This window comes from Granulicella pectinivorans, from assembly GCF_900114625.1.
Classification (GTDB): domain Bacteria; phylum Acidobacteriota; class Terriglobia; order Terriglobales; family Acidobacteriaceae; genus Edaphobacter; species Edaphobacter pectinivorans.
This window is the reverse complement of the sequence record NZ_FOZL01000001.1, coordinates 1,290,516-1,311,634: the sequence shown is the minus strand read 5'-3', so window position 1 is coordinate 1,311,634 and position 21,119 is coordinate 1,290,516. Positions and strand designations below refer to the sequence as shown.

The 21,119-nt window shown below is 62.4% G+C and carries 19 protein-coding genes; 9 read left to right on the top strand and 10 right to left on the bottom strand.

Annotated features, from left to right (window positions below; genetic code table 11):
- Window positions 1-171 precede the first annotated feature (171 nt).
- The 3 genes from BM400_RS05230 (at window position 172) to plsX (ending at window position 2,030) form a co-directional block, all read left to right on the top strand.
- Window positions 172-723 carry a YceD family protein gene (locus tag BM400_RS05230; RefSeq protein ID WP_089837284.1) on the top strand — a complete coding sequence of 184 codons (552 nt, stop codon included), beginning with the start codon at window positions 172-174 and terminating at the stop codon, window positions 721-723.
- A gap of 62 nt (window positions 724-785) precedes the next feature.
- On the top strand, window positions 786-971 hold the full coding sequence (rpmF, locus tag BM400_RS05225) for a 50S ribosomal protein L32 (RefSeq protein ID WP_089837282.1): 186 nt from the start codon (window positions 786-788) through the stop codon (window positions 969-971).
- Between the two features lie 33 nt (window positions 972-1,004).
- The gene (gene plsX, locus BM400_RS05220; RefSeq protein WP_089837279.1) at window positions 1,005-2,030 is read left to right on the top strand and encodes a phosphate acyltransferase PlsX; all 1,026 of its coding nucleotides are present in this window, start codon (window positions 1,005-1,007) and stop codon (window positions 2,028-2,030) included.
- 103 nt (window positions 2,031-2,133) lie between these two features.
- On the opposite strand, the gene BM400_RS05215 is transcribed toward plsX, so the two are convergent.
- Window positions 2,134-2,775, bottom strand: coding sequence for an O-methyltransferase (locus BM400_RS05215; RefSeq protein ID WP_089837277.1), 642 nt, complete (start codon window positions 2,773-2,775; stop codon window positions 2,134-2,136).
- 66 nt (window positions 2,776-2,841) lie between these two features.
- Here BM400_RS05215 and BM400_RS05210 point away from each other — a divergent pair, with 66 nt between their 5' ends.
- Window positions 2,842-3,765, top strand: a complete 924-nt coding sequence (locus BM400_RS05210; RefSeq protein ID WP_089837275.1) for an oxidoreductase — start codon at window positions 2,842-2,844, stop codon at window positions 3,763-3,765.
- Between the two features lie 91 nt (window positions 3,766-3,856).
- Here the strand turns inward: BM400_RS05210 and BM400_RS05205 are convergent, their stop codons facing one another.
- Window positions 3,857-5,002 carry a molybdopterin-dependent oxidoreductase gene (locus tag BM400_RS05205; protein ID WP_245781693.1) on the bottom strand — a complete coding sequence of 382 codons (1,146 nt, stop codon included), beginning with the start codon at window positions 5,000-5,002 and terminating at the stop codon, window positions 3,857-3,859.
- Window positions 4,999-5,748 carry a cytochrome b/b6 domain-containing protein gene (locus BM400_RS05200; protein ID WP_089837273.1) on the bottom strand — a complete coding sequence of 250 codons (750 nt, stop codon included), beginning with the start codon at window positions 5,746-5,748 and terminating at the stop codon, window positions 4,999-5,001. The genes BM400_RS05205 and BM400_RS05200 overlap by 4 nt, the downstream gene beginning before the upstream one ends.
- 178 nt (window positions 5,749-5,926) lie before the next feature.
- On the opposite strand from BM400_RS05200, the gene BM400_RS05195 reads away from it, so the two are divergent.
- Both BM400_RS05195 and BM400_RS05190 read left to right on the top strand, forming a co-directional pair.
- The gene (locus BM400_RS05195; protein WP_245781692.1) at window positions 5,927-6,559 is read left to right on the top strand and encodes a glycoside hydrolase family 75 protein; all 633 of its coding nucleotides are present in this window, start codon (window positions 5,927-5,929) and stop codon (window positions 6,557-6,559) included.
- 39 nt (window positions 6,560-6,598) lie between these two features.
- Window positions 6,599-7,282 carry a hypothetical protein gene (locus tag BM400_RS05190; RefSeq protein ID WP_089837270.1) on the top strand — a complete coding sequence of 228 codons (684 nt, stop codon included), beginning with the start codon at window positions 6,599-6,601 and terminating at the stop codon, window positions 7,280-7,282.
- Here BM400_RS05190 and BM400_RS05185 read toward each other — a convergent pair.
- From BM400_RS05185 to clpB, 4 genes are all read right to left on the bottom strand, one after another.
- The gene (locus BM400_RS05185; RefSeq protein WP_089837268.1) at window positions 7,279-7,659 is read right to left on the bottom strand and encodes a hypothetical protein; all 381 of its coding nucleotides are present in this window, start codon (window positions 7,657-7,659) and stop codon (window positions 7,279-7,281) included. The genes BM400_RS05190 and BM400_RS05185 overlap by 4 nt on opposite strands.
- Window positions 7,656-9,311: an NAD(P)/FAD-dependent oxidoreductase gene (locus BM400_RS05180; protein ID WP_089837266.1), complete on the bottom strand. Its 1,656-nt coding sequence runs from the start codon at window positions 9,309-9,311 to the stop codon at window positions 7,656-7,658. The genes BM400_RS05185 and BM400_RS05180 overlap by 4 nt, the downstream gene beginning before the upstream one ends.
- Window positions 9,312-9,359: 48 nt before the next feature.
- Window positions 9,360-9,611, bottom strand: a complete 252-nt coding sequence (locus BM400_RS05175) for a hypothetical protein (RefSeq protein WP_089837264.1) — start codon at window positions 9,609-9,611, stop codon at window positions 9,360-9,362.
- Window positions 9,612-9,937: 326 nt separating this feature from the next.
- Window positions 9,938-12,577 (bottom strand): ATP-dependent chaperone ClpB, encoded by a 2,640-nt coding sequence (gene clpB / locus BM400_RS05170; protein ID WP_089837262.1) that lies wholly within the window; start codon window positions 12,575-12,577, stop codon window positions 9,938-9,940.
- A gap of 228 nt (window positions 12,578-12,805) precedes the next feature.
- Between clpB and BM400_RS05165 the strand changes: the two genes are divergently transcribed.
- Entirely contained in the window at window positions 12,806-14,014 is a 1,209-nt protein-coding gene (locus BM400_RS05165; protein ID WP_175528876.1) for a hypothetical protein, read from the top strand.
- Entirely contained in the window at window positions 14,011-15,465 is a 1,455-nt protein-coding gene (locus BM400_RS05160) for a hypothetical protein (protein WP_089837261.1), read from the top strand. The genes BM400_RS05165 and BM400_RS05160 overlap by 4 nt, the downstream gene beginning before the upstream one ends.
- Window positions 15,466-15,473: 8 nt before the next feature.
- Here the strand turns inward: BM400_RS05160 and BM400_RS05155 are convergent, their stop codons facing one another.
- Both BM400_RS05155 and BM400_RS05150 read right to left on the bottom strand, forming a co-directional pair.
- Window positions 15,474-18,089 (bottom strand): PAS domain-containing protein, encoded by a 2,616-nt coding sequence (locus BM400_RS05155; RefSeq protein WP_141223813.1) that lies wholly within the window; start codon window positions 18,087-18,089, stop codon window positions 15,474-15,476.
- Window positions 18,090-18,190: 101 nt separating this feature from the next.
- Complete coding sequence (locus BM400_RS05150) at window positions 18,191-18,898, bottom strand: YceH family protein (RefSeq protein ID WP_089837257.1); 708 nt, start codon at window positions 18,896-18,898, stop codon at window positions 18,191-18,193.
- Between the two features lie 167 nt (window positions 18,899-19,065).
- Between BM400_RS05150 and BM400_RS05145 the strand changes: the two genes are divergently transcribed.
- Window positions 19,066-19,656, top strand: a complete 591-nt coding sequence (locus tag BM400_RS05145) for a YcbK family protein (RefSeq protein ID WP_089837255.1) — start codon at window positions 19,066-19,068, stop codon at window positions 19,654-19,656.
- 304 nt (window positions 19,657-19,960) lie between these two features.
- Here BM400_RS05145 and BM400_RS05140 read toward each other — a convergent pair whose 3' ends face one another.
- Window positions 19,961-20,989 (bottom strand): DUF4034 domain-containing protein, encoded by a 1,029-nt coding sequence (locus tag BM400_RS05140; RefSeq protein ID WP_089837248.1) that lies wholly within the window; start codon window positions 20,987-20,989, stop codon window positions 19,961-19,963.
- Window positions 20,990-21,119: the final 130 nt, after the last annotated feature.

Below are 21,119 nucleotides of genomic sequence, written 5' to 3'. Positions count from 1 at the left end.
CCCGTTTCCTTTGCGCACCCGGTCTGATCTGATTGCCTCTACGGTTTACTGGACCGTGGATGAGGTGACCAAACTTCCCGTCTCGTGATGCCACTCGGGGTGTCGCGGTCAAACATTGACCCCCACCCCAAACAGTCCTACCCTTGGAACAGAAAGTACGGACCTGAACCCATGCTCATTACGCCCCTGCAACTCGAACACGAACCGTTAGAGTTCGCCGAAAATATCGCCCCCGGCGTGCTCGACTACGCCCCCGACGTTCAGCAGATTGGGCCTCTGCCCGTTACCGGGCGCGCCGATCTCCTCCTCGAAAACCGGGGACACAACGATGTCGTCAACGACATCCGCCTCCGAGCCAGCTACACGGGGAACCTGGAAGTCCTCTGCGCTCGCTGCGTGGAACCCGTCCCGTTTCCGCTCGAAGGCTCCTTCGACCTCATCTTTCGACCGCAGGACGCCGACGCCGAAGCCGGCGAGCGAGCCATTACGGAAGATGAGACCGAAATAGGGTATTATGACGAGAGCGGTCTTCTGCTGGAGGACGTCGTGCGCGAACAGGTGCTTCTCTCCCTGCCAGCCCGAACCCTCTGCACACCGGACTGTAAAGGGCTTTGCCCGCGCTGTGGCCAGAATCTGAACTCAGCTTCCTGCAACTGCGAGTCGACAGCAGTCGACCCCAGATGGAATGCGCTTGCAGGCCTGGCCGGCCGGATCCAGTCCTAGACCACTAAGTTTCGCCCAAGCCATCCGCTGAGCGGCCCTTGGGTACTTCGAAAGGAACTACCATGCCTAACCCGAAGCGCCGCCATTCCAAGCGCCGCACCGCCCTCCGCCGCGCCCACGACTTCCTCACCCCTGAGAACCCGGCTCTCTGCCCCAACTGCGGCGAGCGCAAGCTCTCGCATCGCGCATGCCCCAAGTGCGGCGAGTACAAGGGACGTTCCGTCCTGGCAGTCAAGCAGGCCAGCTAAGCTGTTTCATTACCAGGCACTTCGACGGGATAGATGCCGACAGATATCGTAGTCGATGCAATGGGTTCCGATAAGGCCCCCGAATCCGAGATTCGCGGGGCCATTCTGGCGTGCCGTCAGCTTGACGTGCGCGTCCATCTCGTTGGACCTGAACATATTATTGGGCCGGCGCTCAAGACGGCGCTCCGTGGGCAGAAGCTGCCCATTGAGATCGTGCATGCCTCCGAGTGGATCAGCATGGACGACAAGGCCGCACAGGCCGTGCGCGCCAAGCGCGACTCCTCCATGCGTGTCGGCCTCAAGCTGGTCCGCGAGGGCAAGGCTGCGGGCTTCTTTACCGCCGGCAATACCGGCGCCGCCATGGCTACGGCCAAGATGGTGCTCGGCATGCTCTCGGGTGTTCATCGGCCCGCACTCGCGACGATCCTGCCGACCGTAACCGGCAACCCTTCGCTGCTGCTCGATGTCGGCGCCAACGTCGATTCGGACCCAGAAAATCTCGTGCAGTTCGCCATCATGGGACACATGTACGCGAAAAACGTGCTGCATTTCCACAACCCTCGCGTCGGCCTGCTCTCGATCGGCGAAGAGGACTCGAAGGGCAACGCGCTCACGCGCGACACGCTTCCTCTGCTCCGTCAGGTCCCCGTGCTGAACTTCATCGGCAACGTCGAGGGGCGAGACCTCTTCAACGCGCACTGCGATGTAGCAGTCTGCGACGGCTTCGTTGGCAATGTCGCACTCAAGACCTGCGAAGGCGTGGCTAAGCTGGTGAGCGTCAGCCTTCGCCAGTCCTTGAAGTCGACGGTCACGTCCCAAGTCGGTGCCCTGCTCTCCCGCAGAGCCTTCGCCGAGTTCAAGAAAAGCCTGGACTACTCCGAGTACGGTGGAGCGCCTTTGCTCGGCGTACAGGGAGTCTGCATCGTGGGGCATGGCTCGTCGAACGAGCGTGCCATCATGAACGGCATCCGCGTCGCTGCCGAGTTCGCCCACGCCGAGGTCAACTCGGGCATTGAGGCCGCAATCCGCAACCGCCCAGCACCGATTCCAATTGCATAAAACGATCCTGCCGGACAGGCCTGCTCCGCACAGGGCGGTTACAGCGTGACTCTCATGCCGGTGTTGCCGGATCAGAACATATTGATCCTTGCGTTGCTTGGGACTAGGTTCGGCCTGCTCTTGGCTGGGCGATGACCAGACCGCGCGGTGTTGGCAACAGCACCACCGAGATCAAGCCCTCGTCTTCCATCTTCAACGCCGCATCCCGCACCACGCGCATATGCGACGACGCATCATGCATCAGGATCACCCCGGTCGGCTTCATCTGCGGCAGAAACCGCTTTACCTCGGCCTCGCGGATCGGCGTATCGGAGTCTGAAAACAGCAGATCGATCGTACCTTCCACCTTCATCTCCAGCGATGATTCGTTCCGAAACTCCATCCACGGCAGCAGCTCCGAGCCCGCCAGCCGCGCCTTCGCCTTCTCGTAGACGACCGGGTCGAACTCACAACTGATCACCTTGCCGAAGCCGTTGCGCTGCATGCCGCGCGCAATCCACTCGGTAGAAACGCCCAGGAACGAGCCCGTCTCGACCACCAGCTCCGGCTTGATCGTCGTCACCAGCGTGGCAAGAAACTCCAGCACCTCGACCTCGGCGGTCATGGAGTCGATCATCGACCAGCGCTCCGGATGCGGGCACTCGGGCGTAGCCCTGTGGTACTCCGGCAACAGCGAACCGGCAGCACGCTCGTGCTGCAGCATCACCTTGTGTTCCTGTTTCAGCTTCTTCTTGAACAAACCCATACGTCATTATCACCGAACCGCACGCCAGATTCGGAGTCCCGGTGCTCAGTCGTGCATCCTAGACGTATGGCCTCTCTGAAATGGACTACGAACGACATCCCCGACCAGACCGGCAAACGCGCCCTCGTTACCGGCGCAAACAGTGGTATCGGCTTCTATACGGCGCTTGAACTGGCGCGTCACGGAGCCACCGTCGTGTTAGCCTCCCGCGACCCAAGGAAGGCTGCCGAAGCCGCCGCGCGCATCCTGAAGGAGGTTCCCGGCGCCAAGCTCGAGAAGTCCTCGCTCGATCTTGCCTCCCTTGCCTCCGTACGCGCCTTCGCGACCACGCAGACCGACATCCCGCTCGATCTGCTGATCAACAACGCCGGTGTCATGGCTCCGCCGAAGCGGAAGGAGACGCTGGATGGCATGGAGCTGCAGTTCGGCACGAACGTCGTCGGCCACTTCGCCCTGACGGCGTTGCTTCTGCCTTCGCTGACGCCCGCAGCCCGCGTCGTCACGCTGGCCTCGATCGCGCACAAGAGCGGCAAGCTGGACTTCAACGATCTCCAGTCCACCGCCAGGTACAACCCCATGCGCGCCTACCAGCAGTCGAAGCTCGCGGACCTGATGTTCGCCTTCGAGTTGCAACGCCGCCTGAAGCTCGCCGGATCGGCCATTGAGAGCATCGCTGCGCACCCCGGCGTGGCGAACACCAACCTCTTCCACAGCCCCGAACACGGCACTCTCATCAGCGCAGCGCGCCGCTTCATGGGCGTTCTCTTCGACAACTTCCTGAACTCGCAACCTTCCGGGGCTCTGCCGACGCTCTATGCAGCGACAGCTCCCGAAGCCAAGCCGGGAGGATACTACGGTCCGCAGGGCTTCCAGGAGATGCGCGGAGGCGACGTCGGTCCCGCGAAGGTCGCTCCGCAGGCCCGCGACGAGGCCGCGGCGGCCCACCTGTGGAAGGTATGCGAAGAACTCTGCGGCCTGCAAATGCTCTAGTCCTGCCGGATTCCTCGCCGAGCAACGGAAGGCCCGCACGGCTGGATCGCGCCAGGACCGGTATAAATGACCGACTGATACGCAAGGCGCTTTACAGCCCTGCGTACCAGTCGTAGCCAAGCTTGGTCCAGTAGTCGTCCGGCCTCTGGTCTGTATAAGCGATCAGCCCGATCCGCTTGATCTGCTTGTACCCGTATTTGATGGGCATATGCAGACGCAGAGGCGCGCCATGAAGCTGCGTCAGCGGCTTCCCTGCCATTTCGGTCACGAGCAACGACTGCGGATGCCGGCACGCGCTGAGGTCGTATCCGCAGTAATAGTCGCCGTACGGCGTCTCCATGTAGACGAACTTCGGGTCGCGTCCATTCACCTTCGCCGGTGGATAAAGATCGAGCAGATCGACCAACCGCACGCCGGCCCAGTGGACGATCTCGCTCCAGCCTTCGATGCACTTGAACTCCGTCACCAGCTCATGCCGGGGCAGCTTCAGGATGTCGTCCATCGTCAGGGAGAGACCAGGCGTCGCGTCGTCGAAGCTGGTCTCGCTCTCGCCCGCCTCCTCCTGTCCCCTCATCGGGTTGCCGAAGGAGTCTTTGGCGCGGGTCCACTCGGCCTTGCGCGGCGTTGCGGGGCCTTTTGCATCGGACTCCACCGGAGTTCCCCCGATATACCGCGGCGTGGTCACGTAGTTCCACGTCGTGATGTCCTTCTGGAACTGCGGAAACCTTTCCGGGTTCGCGACGCCAGCCATCTGTAGCCGCCATGTGCTCACGTCGAGTTCGTCGCGTAGGCCGTACGGCCCATTGAAGCGAAGATCGACGGAATCCTTGACGTGATACGTGGGCGCGAGGCCGCGCTCGTTGAAGACCGCCCGCGCCACCTTCGCGTCGGCCTGAAAGGCCTTGCGCAGGGGCAGTTCCTGCCGCCCCACGGAGGGGCTACGGTCAATCCAGCGATACCCCGCGTAGCCTGCCGCAGCGGCCGCCGCCCCCACCATCAGGCTGCGTCGGGTCATCGAGGCCGAGCGAGCGCGGATCGCCGCGTCGGGATCCACCGCGGGCCTCTCTTCGCCCTGCGTGGGTTCAACCGGAGCCTCGTCCACGGGGTCGGTTCCTGCCGGTGCGATTGCCTCGAACGCGCTCGGCTCCGGCTCGGAATCTTCTCCGGCTCGGGGGCCGGCGGCCTCGGGCAGCACGGGCTCGTTCGGGTCGGCGTTAGGATCTTCAAGCTCGCTCATGCATCTCTCGTTTCTTCGCTGTAGGGCTTTTCGTCCACGGGGCGGATCTCGTATCCCGTCACCATGCCGCGAAAGTTGTTCCAGCCCGTCTTGATGACCTGCCCGACGTGCAGCAGGAAGAAGCCCATGAAACCGATGGTGAGGAAAAAGTGCTCCCAACGTGCCATCTCATACCCGCCCAGCAAGCTGGTGAGATAGTGCGCCTGGGTAGGCTTGTAGATGGCGAGACCAGTGCACAGAGAGCCGAATCCCATCACAATGATGCTCGTGTAGGCGATCTTCTGGGCCGCATTGAACTTCCGCACCGGCGGATGCACCTTCGTCAGGTGAAGGTCGTACAGCGTCACGTGGATGGCCTCGCGCCAGGACTTCATCGTCGGCACCAGAAACCGCCACTCGCCTGAAAATGCCAGGTAAAGCACATACACCAGGCCGTTCAGCGCGAAGATCCACATGAAGAAAAAGTGGTATCCCAGGCCGTTTGTGATGCGGTAGGGCGCGTTGAGCCAGCGGTACACCCACTCCGGCCAGAAGCGGAAGAGCGTGATGGAGCCGATGCCGATCCGGTAGATGCGGTGCGGGTGATGGTAGAGATTGTCCGAGTCGCCCCAGTAGATCAGCATCCCCGACCAGATCATCGTGAACAACACAGGGAAGTTGATCCAGTGCATCCAGCGGATGGCGCGGGGATGCTTCAACTCCAGACGGATCGTCGGCGTGGCTTCAACTTCCGCAAGATCAGCCATATGAGCGTCAGACTGACAGGATGAGACGGGGGATGGCAAGTTAATTCCCTCCCGGGAGAGCCTTTGTGGGGTCGGGACTCGTCTCTTAGAGTGCGAGACGGTAGCCTTGGTTACAGACGGGATGAGAATGCTCAATCGATTTCGTGGGATGGCGCTTCTGTTAGCCGGAGGTTTGTCGATGGCACAGGCACAGCAACAGACAGCGCATCCAGGGGTCGAGATGCGGGCTTTCCTGCACGTCGACGTCGACGGCGCGCCCAACGCCTATGGCCCGCCGGGCAGGAAGGCGCTCGATTTCGAAAAGAATGCTCATGAAGGCGCGAAGCTGTCGGGCAAGGTTGTGGGCTATCTCACTGAAAAGCATAGCCGCAAGCCTGTCCTCCAGGGCCCGAACGATCCTTATCCCGGCTATTACATCTCGACCACGGGCTTCTACGACCGGTCGGTCGACGATGAGACCAACCCCAGGCGCTACGTGAACGCCGCCAAGATCAACTATGTCGTGCTCGGCGATTTCGGACGCAGGCACCATGTGAAACTCGGCGATTTCGTTGCAGTCTACAGCTCCCGCACCAAAAAGAGCGTCTACGCAATCGTCGGCGACGAGGGCAATCCGTCCGGCTGCGAAGGATCGCTGGCGCTGGTGCAAAATCTCGGCTACGCCATCACCGACGGCAAGGAAGACTCGGTCGACGACACCGAGATTACGATCCGCTACTTCCCCGGAACGAACCCGAACCATCTCTTCTTCAATTCGCAGGCCAAGCTGGACGCAGCCGCCAAGGCGATGGGCTTGAGCAAGGCATTCTAAAGCTCCCCGGGACGCATCCAAATACCGCATGGTGACCCGTTGAGCTTCCTCCAACTCTGCCTCTACCTGGCCGGCATCTTCGTCGTGGCCAACCTCATCCTGACGATTGTGTTGAAAGCCGCCGGCAAGGCCCCGGCATTCTGGCTCGCGCTCCAGAGCACCATCGCCATCGCGGCAACCATCGGATTCCTCGGGCTCGCATGGGGCCCGCTGGAGGACGTCCAGGGGCTCTACTCTCCCACAGCCCTCACCTACATCGTTCAGGGTCTCTTTGTTGCCGTCATGGTGCTTGGTGTTGGGCGCCTTCTTGGGGGTCTGTTCGATCGCCTCTCCGGCAGACAGGGCGGCGTGTTTCAGACCAGCCTCTTCCTCGCCCTCCTCAGCCCGTTCTACAGCCACTCCGTCGTCTGGGGGGCCCTTTACCGCATGCCCGGTACGACCATGACCAAACAGGCAACGGTCGTGGCCAGCGGCTACCAGCACGCAGGCCGGTCAAGGCAGACGCATGGCGACTGGGTCGACGTCATGTTCGCCGGCGAGCGGCGCAAACGGCACTTCATCTCCGGGGAGCCCTATCTTCTCGGGAGCGGCCATGACGCCTGTCCGCTTCGCGCAGCGCACGCCGGAGACGCCATGGAAATCGAAGGCCGCAAGAGCCCCTTCGGCTTCGCGGCCACAACGTTTACCCCTGCTCAACCCGTTGCCTGCCCGGAAGGATCTTAGCGAATGACAATCCGCACCGGTTTGCCCTGCTCGTCGGCATAGCTGACCTCACGGTTTGTCATCGTTACCTTCTCCGGCTTCACCCCTACGGCAAACTTTGGTGCCTGGTCCGCCTCGGTCACACATGCCGTCCACCGAACGCAGGGCAGCGCCTTCGTGCTGCCCGGCGTGTGGTCCCAGTTCTGCACGATCAGCGGCTGTTCGCCATCCCGCAGTACAAGCACATCGTTCGAGTAGTTGATGTAGACGTGCGCGCCCGCAACCGGTGCTCCGTCGACAGACATCGAGCCAAGCGGATCGCGCAGAAAAAGCCTCTGGTGATACACATACAGACCCACCACGAAGAGCACCAGAAGAAGCGCGAAAAACTTTCTCATCCTTTGTCCTTCTCCTCGTGATACTCCTGCTCGGTATTGATGCTCCACAGCACGGACTTCTCGACGTGTCCCGAGACCAGGCCATCGACCACCGACATCGCGGTCAGCATCGAGTGATCCTGGTTGTTGTACTTGTGCATGCCGTTGCGGCCCACGAGAAAGAGGTTCTCAAACGAGTCGGTAAAGGCACGCAGTTCGTCGAAGCGGTTGTACGTGCCGAAGTAGGCGGGATATGTCTTGGGCACGCGCACCACATGACCGTCGAGCACCTCTGCCGTCTTCAGGATGCCGATCTTCTCCAGCTCCGAGGCCGCAAACACCTTCAGCTCCTCGTCCGGCATCGACCACAGCGGATCGGTCTCGTAGCAGAAGTACTCCAGGCCGAGCCAGACCTTCGTGGGATCCGCGATCATATGCGGACTCCAGTTGTTGAAGATCTGCAGACGTCCAAGCAGCACGTCCGGCTCCTGGATGTAGATCCATGTGTCCTTCAACAAGCCGCCCTCGGGCTCAGTCACGGAGAGCCGGTTTGCGAGAATGCCCACCGTGATGAAGTCGCGGTACTCCAGCCCCTCGGAGACCTCCTTCACGGCTGTGGGAATCTCGCAGTCGAGCGCACGCACCAGCTCCTTCATCGGCATCGTCGAAAAGAAGAGATCGCCCTTGAAGGTCGCGCGCGCGCCGTCAGGGCCGATCGTGTCGACGCCCAGGATGCGCTTGCCTGCGACGTGCAGACGATCGACCGTCTGCCGCATGTGGATCTCCCCACCCATCTGCACGATAAGGTTGGCGACATGCTCCCAGAGCTGCCCGGGGCCGAACTTCGGATACATGAACCGCTCAATCAGCGACGTGTCGGTCGACTTCTGCGCAAGATCCTTCGCGGGCTTCTGCTTGCCGAAGCGCGTCGTCAGAAAGTGCTTCACCGCGGTCGTCAGCGAGAGGCCCTTGATGCGCTGCGCACCCCACTCGGCCGAGATCTGGTCGCACGGCGTGCCCCATACCTTCTCCGTGTAGCTCTTGAAGAAGGTCAGATAAAGCTCACGTCCGAAGCGGTTGATGAGGAAGTCTTCGAGGCTCTTCTCCGGCGTAATCTGCCGCACCCGCGAGGTCATGTAGCTCGCTCCGACCCGCACCGTGCGCGTGATGCCAAGATTCTTCAGCGTATTGCCCGTCAGCTTGATGGGGTAGTCGAAGAACTTGCGCAGGTAGTAGATACGGCTCTTGCGCGGACGGATCAGCATCACCAGGTCGGGATCGACCGGCTCTGGAGCAGGCAGCACTTCCGTGTGCGGCGCAACCTCTTCCTCATCCGTCTTGTGCAACGGACCAACGCCACGCAGTACCGGCTCCTCTTCGAGCACCGCCGGCACTTCCACGATGCGCGTCTTGCCCTGGTAGGCGATCTCGGTGGCACCCACCTCGGGCGGCATCAGATCGATCCACCACTGCATCACGCGGTCCGACTTCGAAAAGAAGCGGTGCCCGCCGATGTCCATGCGGTTGCCCTTGTAGCGAATCGTGCGCGAGATGCCGCCGATCTCCTCCGATGCCTCGAGGATCACGGGCTTGATGTCCGTACGACGCAGGAGTTCCAGTGCCGCTGTGAGGCCCGCCGGGCCGGCTCCGATGATGATTGCTTTTTTTGACACGCGACTCCTGAGTATACGGAAGTCTGACGCAAATCGCGTGTCTGCGGACTACACCCGGGCTGAAGCGGCCGCGCGCGGAGGCGTGACGCTGCACGTCACACACGCCACCAGATGCTCGTTGTAAGCCACTGCCGGCTTCTGCACCTTGGTGCAGGCCTCGACATATTCAGCCCGAATGGCCTTGTACTCGCTGGTAACAACGGCGTTCATCCGCATGCCCACTTCGTAGGTACGGGTCTTCGCAATTGCCTTGTCGCGTGCATCCAGAAGACGCTTGCCGTCTTCGCAGGCCAATGTCATTTAATCCCCAGTCTGATTGTGCGTACTAGCCCGAGCCTACCATGCCCGCTATTTTGCGTCTGTACGCCGTTCCTCATGGACGCGGGGCTCGGCGCGGTCGATAATCAGGCTCTATGCTGTCGGGCTCCCTCGAAACCGGTCTCGAAGTCCTCGATCTGAGAGCGGATGCCCTCTTCGCATCGCGGAAGCTGCACACTCGCGACACTCTCGACCAGATCGCAACCTGTCCAAGCCATAGGTCACCTCTTGCATCGATTGTATGACCGTCAGAAGAAAAGCCCCATGTCAGACAAACATCTGTCCAGCATGGGGCTTCCATTTCGGGCTTACTCCGCCCGTCCAGCCACTTCAAACGCCAGAGCCCCATCGGAATCCGTCGTAATCTTCACCGTATCCCCATGCAGCACCGTCCCATCGAGGATCTTCACCGCCAGCTTATCCTGCACCAGCCGTTGGACGGCCCTCTTCAGCGGCCTCGCTCCATACGCCTTGTCGTAGCCGGCCTTGAAGATCGCGCTCCTCGCCTCGGGCGTCAGTTCCAGCGTGATCTTGCGGTCGTTCAACATGCCCTGCAGCTCCGCGAGCCTGAGGTCGATAATGTGCGTCAACTGCCCCTCACTCAGCGCGCGGAAGATCACGATATCGTCCACACGATTGAGGAACTCCGGCCGGAAGTGCTGTTTGAGCGTATCCATCACGCGCGTCGTCGCTTCCTCAAAGCCCTCATCGTTGTCCGCCCAGGCCGTCGTCAACTGCGCCGCACCCAGGTTCGAGGTCATGATCAGCACCGTGTTCTTGAAATCCACCGTGCGCCCCTTGGAGTCCGTCAGACGGCCATCGTCCAACACCTGCAGCAGCACGTTGAACACATCCGGATGCGCCTTCTCGATCTCGTCGAACAGCACCACCGCATACGGCCTGCGACGCACCGCCTCGGTCAACTGCCCGCCTTCGTCATAGCCGACATACCCCGGAGGCGCTCCAATCAGCCGCGCCACCGCATGCTTCTCCATGTACTCCGACATGTCGATCCGCACCATCGCAGCCTCATCGTCGAACAGGAACTCCGCCAGCGCTCTGGCCGTCTCCGTCTTACCCACGCCCGTCGGTCCCAGGAAGATGAAGCTGCCGATCGGCCTCTTCGGATCGGACAGACCCGCACGCGACCTTCGAATGGCATTCGCCACCACCTCCAGCGCCTTGTCCTGACCGACGACACGCTCCCGCAGACGCGTCTCCATGTTGACGAGCTTCTGCATCTCGCCCTCGAGCATCTTCGACACAGGAATCCCCGTCCACTTGCTCACAACCGCGGCGATATCCTCCTCGTCGACCTCTTCCTTCAGCATGCGCGTCGTCGTCCCGGCGTTGATCGCATCCTGCGACGCCGTCAATCCCGCAAGCTCAGCGTCCAACCGCGGAATCTCGCCATACTGAAGCTCCGCCGCCCGCTGCAGGTTGCCCTTGCGCGTCTCCTCGGTCGCCTGGAACCGCAGAGCCTCCAACTGCTCCTTCAACTCCGCGATCTTGCCGATGGCGCCGCGCTCGGTCTGCCACCGGGCACGCAGGCCGGCAACCTCCTCCTGCACCTCGGCGAGCTCCTTCTCGACGATCTCCGCCCGCTCCTTGCTGTTGGCGTCGGTCTCCCGGCTCAGCGCGGCCTTCTCGATCTCGAGCGAGGTCGCCCTGCGCTCCAGGTCGTCGATCTCCACCGGCACCGACCCAATCTGGATCGCCAACGCAGCAGCCGCCTCATCCACGAGGTCGATCGCCTTGTCCGGCAGAAACCGGTCCGAGATATAGCGGTGCGACAGCGTAGCCGCCGCCACAATCGCCGCATCCTTGATCCGGACTTTATGGTGTGCCTCATACTTCTCGCGCAACCCACGCAGAATCGCGACCGTATCCTCCACGTTCGGCTCGCCGACGTAGACGATCTGGAAACGCCGCTCCAGCGCTGCGTCCTTCTCGATGTACTTCCGGTACTCGTTCAGCGTCGTCGCGCCGATCGCCCGCAGACCGCCACGCGCCAGCGCCGGCTTCAGCATGTTGGAAGCATCCAGCGAGCCCTCGCTCGCACCCGCACCAACCAGCGTATGCAACTCATCGATGAAGAGAATGATCTCCCCGTTCGACTCCTCGATCTCCTTCAGAACAGCCTTCAGGCGGTCCTCGAACTCACCGCGGAACTTTGCTCCCGCGATCATCGCGCCGAGATCGAGCGACACGACGCGCTTATCCCGCAGAATCTCCGGCACATCGCCCAAAAAGATCCTCCGCGCCAGGCCTTCGACGATCGCCGTCTTGCCGACACCCGGCTCACCGATCAGAACGGGGTTGTTCTTCGTGCGCCGCGAAAGCACCTGCACCACGCGGCGAATCTCCTCATCGCGGCCGATCACCGGGTCCAGCTTGCCCCGCCGCGCCAGCTCCGTCAGATCCTTCGAGTACTTCTCCAGCGCCTGGAACTTGCCCTCGGGATTCTGATCCGTCACCCGCTGCGAGCCGCGCACCGCGGTCAACGCCTTCAAGATCGCGTCATGCGTCGCACCAAAGCTCGCCAGTGCCGTCGCCACCGTCTCCGCGGCCCCGCCGGACTTCGCCAGCTTGGGCTCCGTCAGCGCCAGCAGAAAATGCTCCGTCGAGACAAACTCGTCCTTGAACGATTCCGCCTCCTTGAACGCCTGGTCGATCACCTTCTGCGCCGCCTGTCCAAGCCCCGGCTGTCCCCCGCCCTGCACCTTCGGCAGCTTGTCCACCGCCGCGTTCACCCTGGCCAGCAACTGCTGCACCGGCACACCAATCTTCTCCAGCACCGGCACCACGACACCCTCGCGGTCCTCCAGCAGTGCCGCCATCAGGTGAAGCGGCAACACCTCCGGATTGCCGTTGTCGGTCGCATGCGCCGCCGCACCCTGCACGGCCTCAGAGGCTTTTACGGTTAGTCTGTCCCAGCGAATCGCCATAATACGGATCTCCTGAAAACTCTTAGTCAGAGTTTAGACGCAGCAGAGCGTAAGTGGATGCAAAAATGTGAGCGAACTACACTCATATACGTGCGCGTCGTCACAGACACACTCTCCCGATGCTCCTCCTCCCCAGCCAAATCCGGAACAGCCACTCTGAATTCTTCGGCGTCGCCCCCGGGCCGGGTTTACGATAGCGCTACGTCCCGCTCTTTGAGGTATTTACCGATGTCGACCGTAGGAATGGCGCAGCAGCAGCCCTTTTCCGCCCCCTCCGCCCGCCCCGTCGCCATGGAGCGATCTGCAGGCGTCCCCTGGTACATCTACATGGGCGTCATCGCCATCACCTCCGCCCAGATCGGCGGCAACTGGGATATCTCCTGGCACCGCTCCATCGGACGCGACGCCTTCCTCACCGCGCCACACCTCATGATCTACGCCTGCGGAGTCATCGCGGCGGTCATCTGCAGCTACCTCATCTTCGCCACCACCTTCGGGAACTCCGAGGAGATGCGCCGCGTCTCGGTCAACGTCCTCGGCTTCCGCGCCCCGCTCGGAGCCTTTCTGGCGGCATGGGGCGGCATCGCCATGCTCACCTCCGCCCCCTTCGACAACTTCTGGCACAACGCCTACGGCGTCGACGTCAAGATCATCAGCCCGCCCCACACACTGCTCATCCTCGGCATCCGCGCGGTCGGCATCGGTGTGCTGTTCCTCATCCTGGCCGCGATGAACCGCGAGGCCACCGGCGAGGTGGAGACACCCACCCACCGCAGGCTGCAGAATCTCTTCCTCTATATCGGCGGCCTCACCATCTGCGGCCAGATGCTCTTCCTCCTCGAGACCACCTGGGACGTCAAGCTGCATTCCGCAACACCCTACATCGCACTCTCCCTCTTCCTGCCGGTGATGTTTGCCCTTCTGGCGCAATCGTCGCGCGCACGCTGGGCCTGCACCATCACGGCCTCCATCTACACCGCCTACGCGCTGGCCGAGATCCTCATCTTCCCGCTCTTCCCGGCCGCTCCCAAGCTTGGCCCCGTCTTCTTCCCGGTCACACACCTGGTCCCGGCAAAGTTCCCCATCCTCGTTATCATCCCGGCCATCGCGCTCGATCTGCTCTGGCAGAGAACAAAATCCTGGAAGTTCTGGCAGATCGCACTCGCCTCCGGCGTCCTCTTCACCGTCGTCATGTTCCTCGTCGAGTGGCCCTTCGCCAGCTTCCTGCTCTCGAAGGCCAGCGAAAACCGATTCTTCGGCACCATCTACTTCGACTACAACTCGCCCTCGAACGGTGTCGATCGCATGCGCCAGTGGCTCAATCCAGCCGGTCCCGCCACCATGGCAGTCGCCCTGGCCTGGGCCTCGCTCTACGGAGCCGCCGGCACCTATCTCGGCCTGCGCTTCGGGCGCTGGATGCGGGGTGTCCAGCGTTGAGAAACATCCTCCGAACCCTGCTCTGCCTTCTCCTGATCGTCCCCGCGGCCCGCGCCCACGTCGGCTCCAAGGATGTCTTCGAGACCATCGACGCCGGCCCCTACAAGCTCTTCGTCACCATCCGCCCACCCCTGGTCATCCCCGGCGTCGCCGACGTGGAGGTCCGCGTCTCCGGCGCGGCCGTAACGGCTATGCAGATCACGCCCACACCGCTCACCGGCGAAGCCTCGAAGCATCCGCCCACCGCCGATACGATGGCCGTATCCAAGGTCGATCCCGCGTTCTTCACCGGCAGCGTCTGGATCATGGCCCCCGGATCGTGGCAGGTGCGCTTCACGGTCGACGGAGCTGCCGGTCCCCAGACCGCATCCATTCCCGTCCCCGCCGTCCCGCTCGCCACGCTCAAGATGCAGCGCGGCATGGGCTGGGCGCTTGGCCTGATGGGCCTCTTCCTCGTAGCCTCCATGACCGGACTCGTCGGGGCCGCCGTTCGCGAGTCAAGACTCGCCCCGGGAGTCATCGCCGACGCAAAGCGACGCCGCTGGGGCTATGCCGCCATGGCCTGCGCGCTGATTCTGCTCTCCACCATCGTCTGGCTGGGCGGGGCCTGGTGGGACCGCAACGCCGTAGCCTACGCCAGCAACATCTACCAGCCGATGAAGGCCACGGCGAGCCTGAACGGCGACGTCCTCGACCTGCAGCTCGCGGGCATCGCCCCCAGGAAAGAGAAGGAGCGCCTGCCCGTCGATCGCCCGAAGAACGATCTCCTGCCCGACCACGGCAAGCTCATCCACCTCTACGCCATCCGCGAACCCGAAATGGATGCCGCCTTCCACCTGCATCCGGATCTGGCCGCCCCTGGCGACTTCCGCATCGCACTTCCGGCCATGCCCCCGGGCACCTACCGCCTCTTCGGAGACATCGTCCACAAGAGCGGCTTTCCCGAGACCGTCGTCACCACCCTCACCATCCCCGCCGGCCTGCCCGCCGCGCATCTCGGGCCCGATGACGCCGAGGCCACGCCCGCCCCGCTCTCCGCCGGCGCGATGGGCACCACCTACAAGCTCCCCGACGGCTACTCCATGGTCTGGGACGCCCCCGCATCGCTCACCGCAAACACCGCCGAGGTCTTCCGCTTCCGCCTGCTGGGCCCGGACGGCCAACCCGCCAACAGCATGGAGCCCTACCTCGGCATGGCCGGCCACGCCGCCTTCGTCAAAACGGACGGCACCGTCTTCGCCCACACCCATCCCGACGGGTCCGCTGCCATGCCCGCCATGGACATCGCCAACGGCACCATGGACGCCATGGCTGGCATGTCGCCCGCTCCGGTAGGCCCGGAGGTTGGCTTCCCCTACGGCTTTCCCAGCCCCGGACGCTACCGCATCTTCGTCCAGATGAAACACTCCGGCACAGTCGAAACCGGCGTCTTCGACGCTCTGGTCAAGTAACGCCGCATCTAGCGATACCGCGGTGCGTCCAGTTCGTTCGGGTGTTCCATCGGAGTTTCATTGTGCGGAAGGAAGAGCGAAAAGACGGTCCCATGGTGCCTCGCATCGACCGAGCTCTTACCCCTCAGCGTGCCTTGATGGCGCTCCACGATCCCCGCCGAAATCCATAGCCCAAGCCCGGTTCCGTTCAGGTCCTTCGTCGTATAGAACGGCTCGAACACCCGCGCAAGCACCTGCGGCGGCATGCCATGCCCGGTATCGGCAATCGTGATCCGCACCCCGGCCCGGCCCGTGGCTGGTTCATGCACGTCGTGCGCCCGCGCGATCAGCCTTCCCCCGTTGCGCATCGCGTCGATCGCATTCGCGATCAGGTTGTTCAGCACCTGGCGAATATCGTTTTCAAAACACAGAATACGGGTCGTGGAGGCATAGCGAGTATCCACCTTGATGCCCGAATTCGTCAGGCGCCCCTGGTAAAGGTTCAACACCGCATCGACCAGTTCGCCCGGCGTCACCAGCGTGGGCTTCACCGCCTGCCGGTGGAACCGCAGCGTCTGCGTTGCGATCTGCGACACCCGCGAGAGCTCCGACTGCGCCATGTGGACGTAGATCTTCAGCTCCTCCGGCAGATTCTCCGAGAGCGCGATCAGGTACAGCAGGTTCGTGATCGCCTCCAGCGGATTGTTGATCTCGTGCGAGATCGAACTCGCCAGCCTGCCCACCGCGGCCAGCTTCTCACTCTGCACCAGCGCCGCCTCGGCTCTCTTCTGGTGCGTGATGTCGAGCGAAGATGCCGTAATCGCCTGAACCGATCCATCCGCCGCATACACCGGCGTGTAACTCACGTTGAAGACGCGATGCTCCCCCGGATGCGCCGGCAACTCGCTCTCCACAATCAGGTCCCGAACCGCCTTCCCCTCGGAGACCGTGCGGATGATGTCTTCCAGGTTCGGCGAGATCGGCGCAAGCTCCGTGAGCGGCCGGCCGATGATCTGATCGGGCGGCAGGCCGATAATCTCCGCCTGCCGGTCGTTGATTCTCAGGAAGCGGAAGTCTTCCGCCGAGAAGAGCGACAGACCGATGCCCGCCGTCTGGTAGATCGTCTCCAGCTCAGCCCTCTGCCGCTCCGTCTCCCTCTGCTTGCGCTCGAGCGCCTGTGCGGAGCTGCGGATGTCGTCGATGTCCATGGCCACGCCGAGCCAGTGCAGGATCGCCCCAGCCTCATCCCGGACAGGCAACCCGCGCAGCCACCAGAGACGTGGGTGGCCATCGCCGGCGCGGAAGATGCGCGCTTCGATGTTGTACTCCTCGCCGGTTTGGACCGAATGCGTCCACGCAGCGACGACGGCACCCCGGTCGTCCGGATGGAAGCCCTCCAGCCAGCCAAGGCCACCCAGCTCTTCGAGCGTCAGCCCGATGTAGTCCAGAAAGCCCTGGTTCGCGTAGGTAATGTTCCCGGCGGGATCACCCATCCAGATCGCCTGCGGATTCAGATCCGCAAGGATGCGATAGCGCTCCTCACTGGCTGCGAGCGCCTCTTCGCTGCGCTTGCGTTCGGTGATGTCGATGGCAACACCGCCGATGCGTTTGCCGGAGGTGCCGATGCGCTGTCCACGGCTCTCGATCCAGATGGCCGAACCGTCTGCGGCGATGACCTGGTAGTCGACCGTGGCGATCTCACCCTGGGCGCAGGCGACGACTGCCTGAATCACGCGTTCGCGGTGGGCTGGAAGGACGATCGAGCGAAAGGCTTCGCGATGCGTGAGGACATCCAGCGGATGCCCATAGACCGGGTGAGAGCCCGGCCCGTACGTGACGATGCCGGTCTGGAGGTCCATGTCCCAGGTGGCGACGCGGGCCGCCTGCTGGACGGTGGCCAGCATCTCCTGCTGGTCGCGGAAAGCCCTCTCCGCAAGACGCCGCTCCGTGATGTCGCGGAAGAAGATGATGATCCCTTCATCCGAGGGGCGGCATTCGACATTCAGGAAAAGGCGAAGCGGCTCCGGATAATAGGTGTCGAACTGAGTGACAACGCGCTCTTCCATCGTGCGGCGGTAGTTGATCCAGTGGTCGCTGGCCGGATCGGCGGTCGCCGGAAACTCCTCCCAGACACTCTTGCCGATCAGATCGTTCTCCGGGTGCAGAAGCTCGCAGGCGCGTCGATTGAGGAAGGTGTAGCGGTAGTTGCGGTCGAGCATCACGATCGCATCCGTCGTGACCTCGAAGACCTCCTGGAGTTGCCGGGAGACGGAGTCCCGATGCAGCTCCGCGCGTTTGCGGTCGCCGATATCGTGGAAGAAGATGAGAATGCCGGCCTCGACCGGCGTGGCCGTCACCTTGAACCAGTAGTCGAGCGGGGCCGGATAATAGGCCTCGAAGCTGCCTGCGATGCGCTTTTCCAGGGCATTGCGATAGGTGGAGTGAAACGGCTCGACAAGATTGCCGGGAAAAAGCTCAAAAATATTCTCCCCGATCAGCTTCGGAACGCCGAGCAGATCGATCGCCGGCTGGTTCGCATAGGTGAAACGGTAGCTGAAGTCCACTGCGACAACGCAATCGGGAGAGGCGTCGAGCAACTCATAAAACTGATCGTGCGTGAGACTCCCGTGGGTCTGCCGGGGCACGGAAGGGGCCGTCTCCGGATTCACCGAAGCCGAGGCATCACGCTCTGACAGGGGACTGAACAAATCGATTCCATGGTTGCAACGGGTAGTGGATCAAGGGATTAGGAGTCGGGACCCGAACGCGGTGGTAGCTGCGCGACAAGTGCCGCCAGTTCGTCGACACGTTCCCGCAGCGCATGGATCTCGGCCTCCAGCAGATCCAGCCGCGACGGACTTCCCGGGCTGGAGGTCGACACCGCCGCCGTAACCGCCATCGAGGGCGCCTCGCCCAGCAGATGAGCATACCGCGACTCGCGCGCTCCGGGCTGGCGTGGAAGCTGAATCGTCAGCGCAGTCGTCCGCGCCGGGGGAGCTGCGGGATCGAGCGCCGGTGACCGGCTCGCCAGCCTCTCCAGCGTCGTCTGGACCGCCGTCAGATCGTCGAAGGAATACAACCGGTCGGCACGCGAGCGAAGCTCACCCGGCGTCTGCGGGCCACGCAGCAAAAGCAGGCAGATCAGGGCCGTCTCGTCCCGGCGCAGGTTCAGCACCGTCCGTGCCCGATGTTCATACTTGGCGACACGCGCGTCGCGCATCGCGCTGACCAGCCCCATATCCTCCAGAGACTGCAGCGCACCAAACACATCCCGCTCGCTCAGGTCGACCACCGGGTCCCGGCTCGAACGCTGGTTGCACGCGTTCACCAGAGCATTCAGCGACAAAGGATACTGCTCCGGCGTCGTGATCTCCTTCTCGATCAAAGAGCCGAGAACCCGCAGTTGGATGGGATCGAGAGGGACGCCGAAGGGAGGGGTAGCAGATTCAGTCATAAGGGGCGCACGTGGGAATCGACAATAAGATTACAAAGAACCGCGCCCTTCGGCCAACTCTTCACGAAAGTCTGGGTTAGACTCATAAGAGCGAATGGCGATTACTAAATCTCATTCGACCAATCTCATTGTATGGGCATGACTTACGCCTGTCCCTCGGAGTATGGATGCAGATTTTGCGTGGTAAGTGGTTTGGGCCCCTGGTAGTTATTTTCACGCTCTGCATCGCAACCGTCTCCGCACGGGCGAACGATGACGATGCCTCCGTTCTTGGCCTCAAGGGCCAGCATTTTCACCTCAAGCTCCATCATCTCCACACTGGCGAGAACCTCGACGTCGTCTACAAGATCGGCAGCACCTATGTGCCCTCCGGCCTGGCCAAATTGAACTACTTCCTGCGCGACCACCGCACCAACGACGAAGGCCACTACGACCCGAAGGAGTTCGATCTCCTCCACGACATCCTTGCCAAACTCGGACGTGCCGACAGCGAGATCGACATCGTCTGCGGCTACCGCACCCCGCAGAGCAACACCTTCCTCAGAACGCGCAGCTCCAACACCGGCGTCGCGAAGAACAGCCAGCACATCCAGTCCAAAGCGATCGACATCCGCATCCCGGGCGTCTCGACCGTAAAGCTGCGCGACACAGCCCTTTCGCTCGGCCTCGGCGGCGTAGGCTACTACCCTGTCAGCCAGTTCGTGCACGTCGACGTCGGCCCCGTCCGCCGCTGGTCCTACTTCGGAAGCGGCGACTGACGATTCCTCCGGACATGAGATTCGTCAGGGAATCGAACTCGCTCCGGCAGGCCCGAACCGCGACGCACTTGGGATTTGGTTCCAGGATTTTGTCACGAATCAGTGCGCAGATCGCATTTTGCCCGTCGATACAGCCGTAGCGGACAGAAGTGCTCGCCTGGTCGTTGCCCCGAGAAAGGCGTCGCATACGGCGGAGTGAGCCAACGCTTTGATCGCCGCAACAGCGATGGTGCATGGTCTTCATGTGGCCACGCTGAATAAAAAACACTTCGAAAAGCGCGGCGTGGAGTTGGTGGATTTCTAGCTAACCCGGCCCATTTGCCGTGGCCCAGTCCCGAGCCTTTTCAAAAGCCCCCCGCGTCTTCCACACCGTCCGCGCCCACTTATCGCCAATCGCCTCGAACTCCTTCTTCGCTACGGCGGCATCCTTGAACCGGAAAGCCATCAGCGCGAAGTGATTCTCCTCCCCCGGCGCAGCCCCAAACGCAGTCTCCAGCGCGGCATGCCCCCGCTGAAGACGCGGCCAGTCCAGCTCCGGATGGAACTTGCCATTGCTCCGGCTGATCATCACAGTCGCGATCTGAAAGTAGAGGATGTCCCCTGCATCCCCGCCGCGCTGGTCCGCCGTCTTCTTGATGAAGTCGAGTGACTCCTTCTCACTCCCATCCCACTTGGGCAGAAGGTAGTTGGCATAGCGCTCGTAGTAGTACGGGTAGTCCGGCTCGAACCTGATCGCCTGTTCAAAGAGCTTCTTCGCCCGATCCTTCTCCCAATCCTCGGCCAGCGCGACGATCTGGAGCGCGGCATACCACTCCGGGCACTTCTGGTCGAGCTTAAGCGCGTCGTGAAGAATCCCCTCCGCCTTCTTCGCCCGCTCGGTAAACAGCGGCCACGCCGAATCCGGCACCTTATCCGACTCCGCACCACCCCGCGCCACCCACGCATAGCTCGTATAGAAGTTGGCCAACGCCACCCGCGCGGTAATGGATTCCGGCTTCGCCTTCATCCACTCCTCCAGATGCTGCCGCCGCACCGCCAGAAGCTGCTCGTCGTTCTCCTTGGGGTTGAGCAGGTCATAAAACGTATGCAGCACCCACGCACCGCCCGGGGCCCGCGTCTTCTCCGTCCGCAGCCGCGTAGCGATCGATTCCAGCTTGTCGAAATCCCCATGCAGCAGCAGGTTCTCCGTCCGCGAAACGCGCCTTGGTCCCGGCTCCGGCTCTTCACCAAGCGTGTGGAGGCTGCCATCGTCAGCAGGCGTGCTCTTCTGGGCAGATGCGGAATGGACACACACGAGCAGCGGAAGGAACAGAAGAATCTTCAGACGATGCATGGCTTCTCCAGGGGCTTCCCGATGCGAACCCTGCCCCGAGCATAAAGTCTCCCTGACCAGCCGGCAATCGTGTACGACAAAGGCTCCCGTCGCCGGGAGCCTTTGTCGTTGTTGCGATTTTTAGTCGTCC

What these genes read in the sequence shown, in the direction of transcription:
- BM400_RS05215 (WP_089837277.1), bottom strand. Translation starts at nt 2,775, where the DNA reads ATGGGTTTGTTCAAGAAGAAGCTGAAACAGGAACACAAGGTGATGCTG.
- BM400_RS05210 (WP_089837275.1), top strand. Translation starts at nt 2,842, where the DNA reads ATGGCCTCTCTGAAATGGACTACGAACGACATCCCCGACCAGACCGGC.
- BM400_RS05200 (WP_089837273.1), bottom strand. Translation starts at nt 5,748, where the DNA reads ATGGCTGATCTTGCGGAAGTTGAAGCCACGCCGACGATCCGTCTGGAG.
- BM400_RS05185 (WP_089837268.1), bottom strand. Translation starts at nt 7,659, where the DNA reads ATGAGAAAGTTTTTCGCGCTTCTTCTGGTGCTCTTCGTGGTGGGTCTG.
- BM400_RS05195 (WP_245781692.1), top strand. Translation starts at nt 5,927, where the DNA reads ATGGCACAGGCACAGCAACAGACAGCGCATCCAGGGGTCGAGATGCGG.
- BM400_RS05150 (WP_089837257.1), bottom strand. Translation starts at nt 18,898, where the DNA reads ATGACTGAATCTGCTACCCCTCCCTTCGGCGTCCCTCTCGATCCCATC.
- BM400_RS05140 (WP_089837248.1), bottom strand. Translation starts at nt 20,989, where the DNA reads ATGCATCGTCTGAAGATTCTTCTGTTCCTTCCGCTGCTCGTGTGTGTC.
- clpB (WP_089837262.1), bottom strand. Translation starts at nt 12,577, where the DNA reads ATGGCGATTCGCTGGGACAGACTAACCGTAAAAGCCTCTGAGGCCGTG.
- rpmF (WP_089837282.1), top strand. Translation starts at nt 786, where the DNA reads ATGCCTAACCCGAAGCGCCGCCATTCCAAGCGCCGCACCGCCCTCCGC.
- BM400_RS05165 (WP_175528876.1), top strand. Translation starts at nt 12,806, where the DNA reads ATGTCGACCGTAGGAATGGCGCAGCAGCAGCCCTTTTCCGCCCCCTCC.
- BM400_RS05230 (WP_089837284.1), top strand. Translation starts at nt 172, where the DNA reads ATGCTCATTACGCCCCTGCAACTCGAACACGAACCGTTAGAGTTCGCC.
- BM400_RS05175 (WP_089837264.1), bottom strand. Translation starts at nt 9,611, where the DNA reads ATGACATTGGCCTGCGAAGACGGCAAGCGTCTTCTGGATGCACGCGAC.
- BM400_RS05205 (WP_245781693.1), bottom strand. Translation starts at nt 5,002, where the DNA reads ATGAGCGAGCTTGAAGATCCTAACGCCGACCCGAACGAGCCCGTGCTG.
- BM400_RS05145 (WP_089837255.1), top strand. Translation starts at nt 19,066, where the DNA reads ATGCAGATTTTGCGTGGTAAGTGGTTTGGGCCCCTGGTAGTTATTTTC.
- plsX (WP_089837279.1), top strand. Translation starts at nt 1,005, where the DNA reads ATGCCGACAGATATCGTAGTCGATGCAATGGGTTCCGATAAGGCCCCC.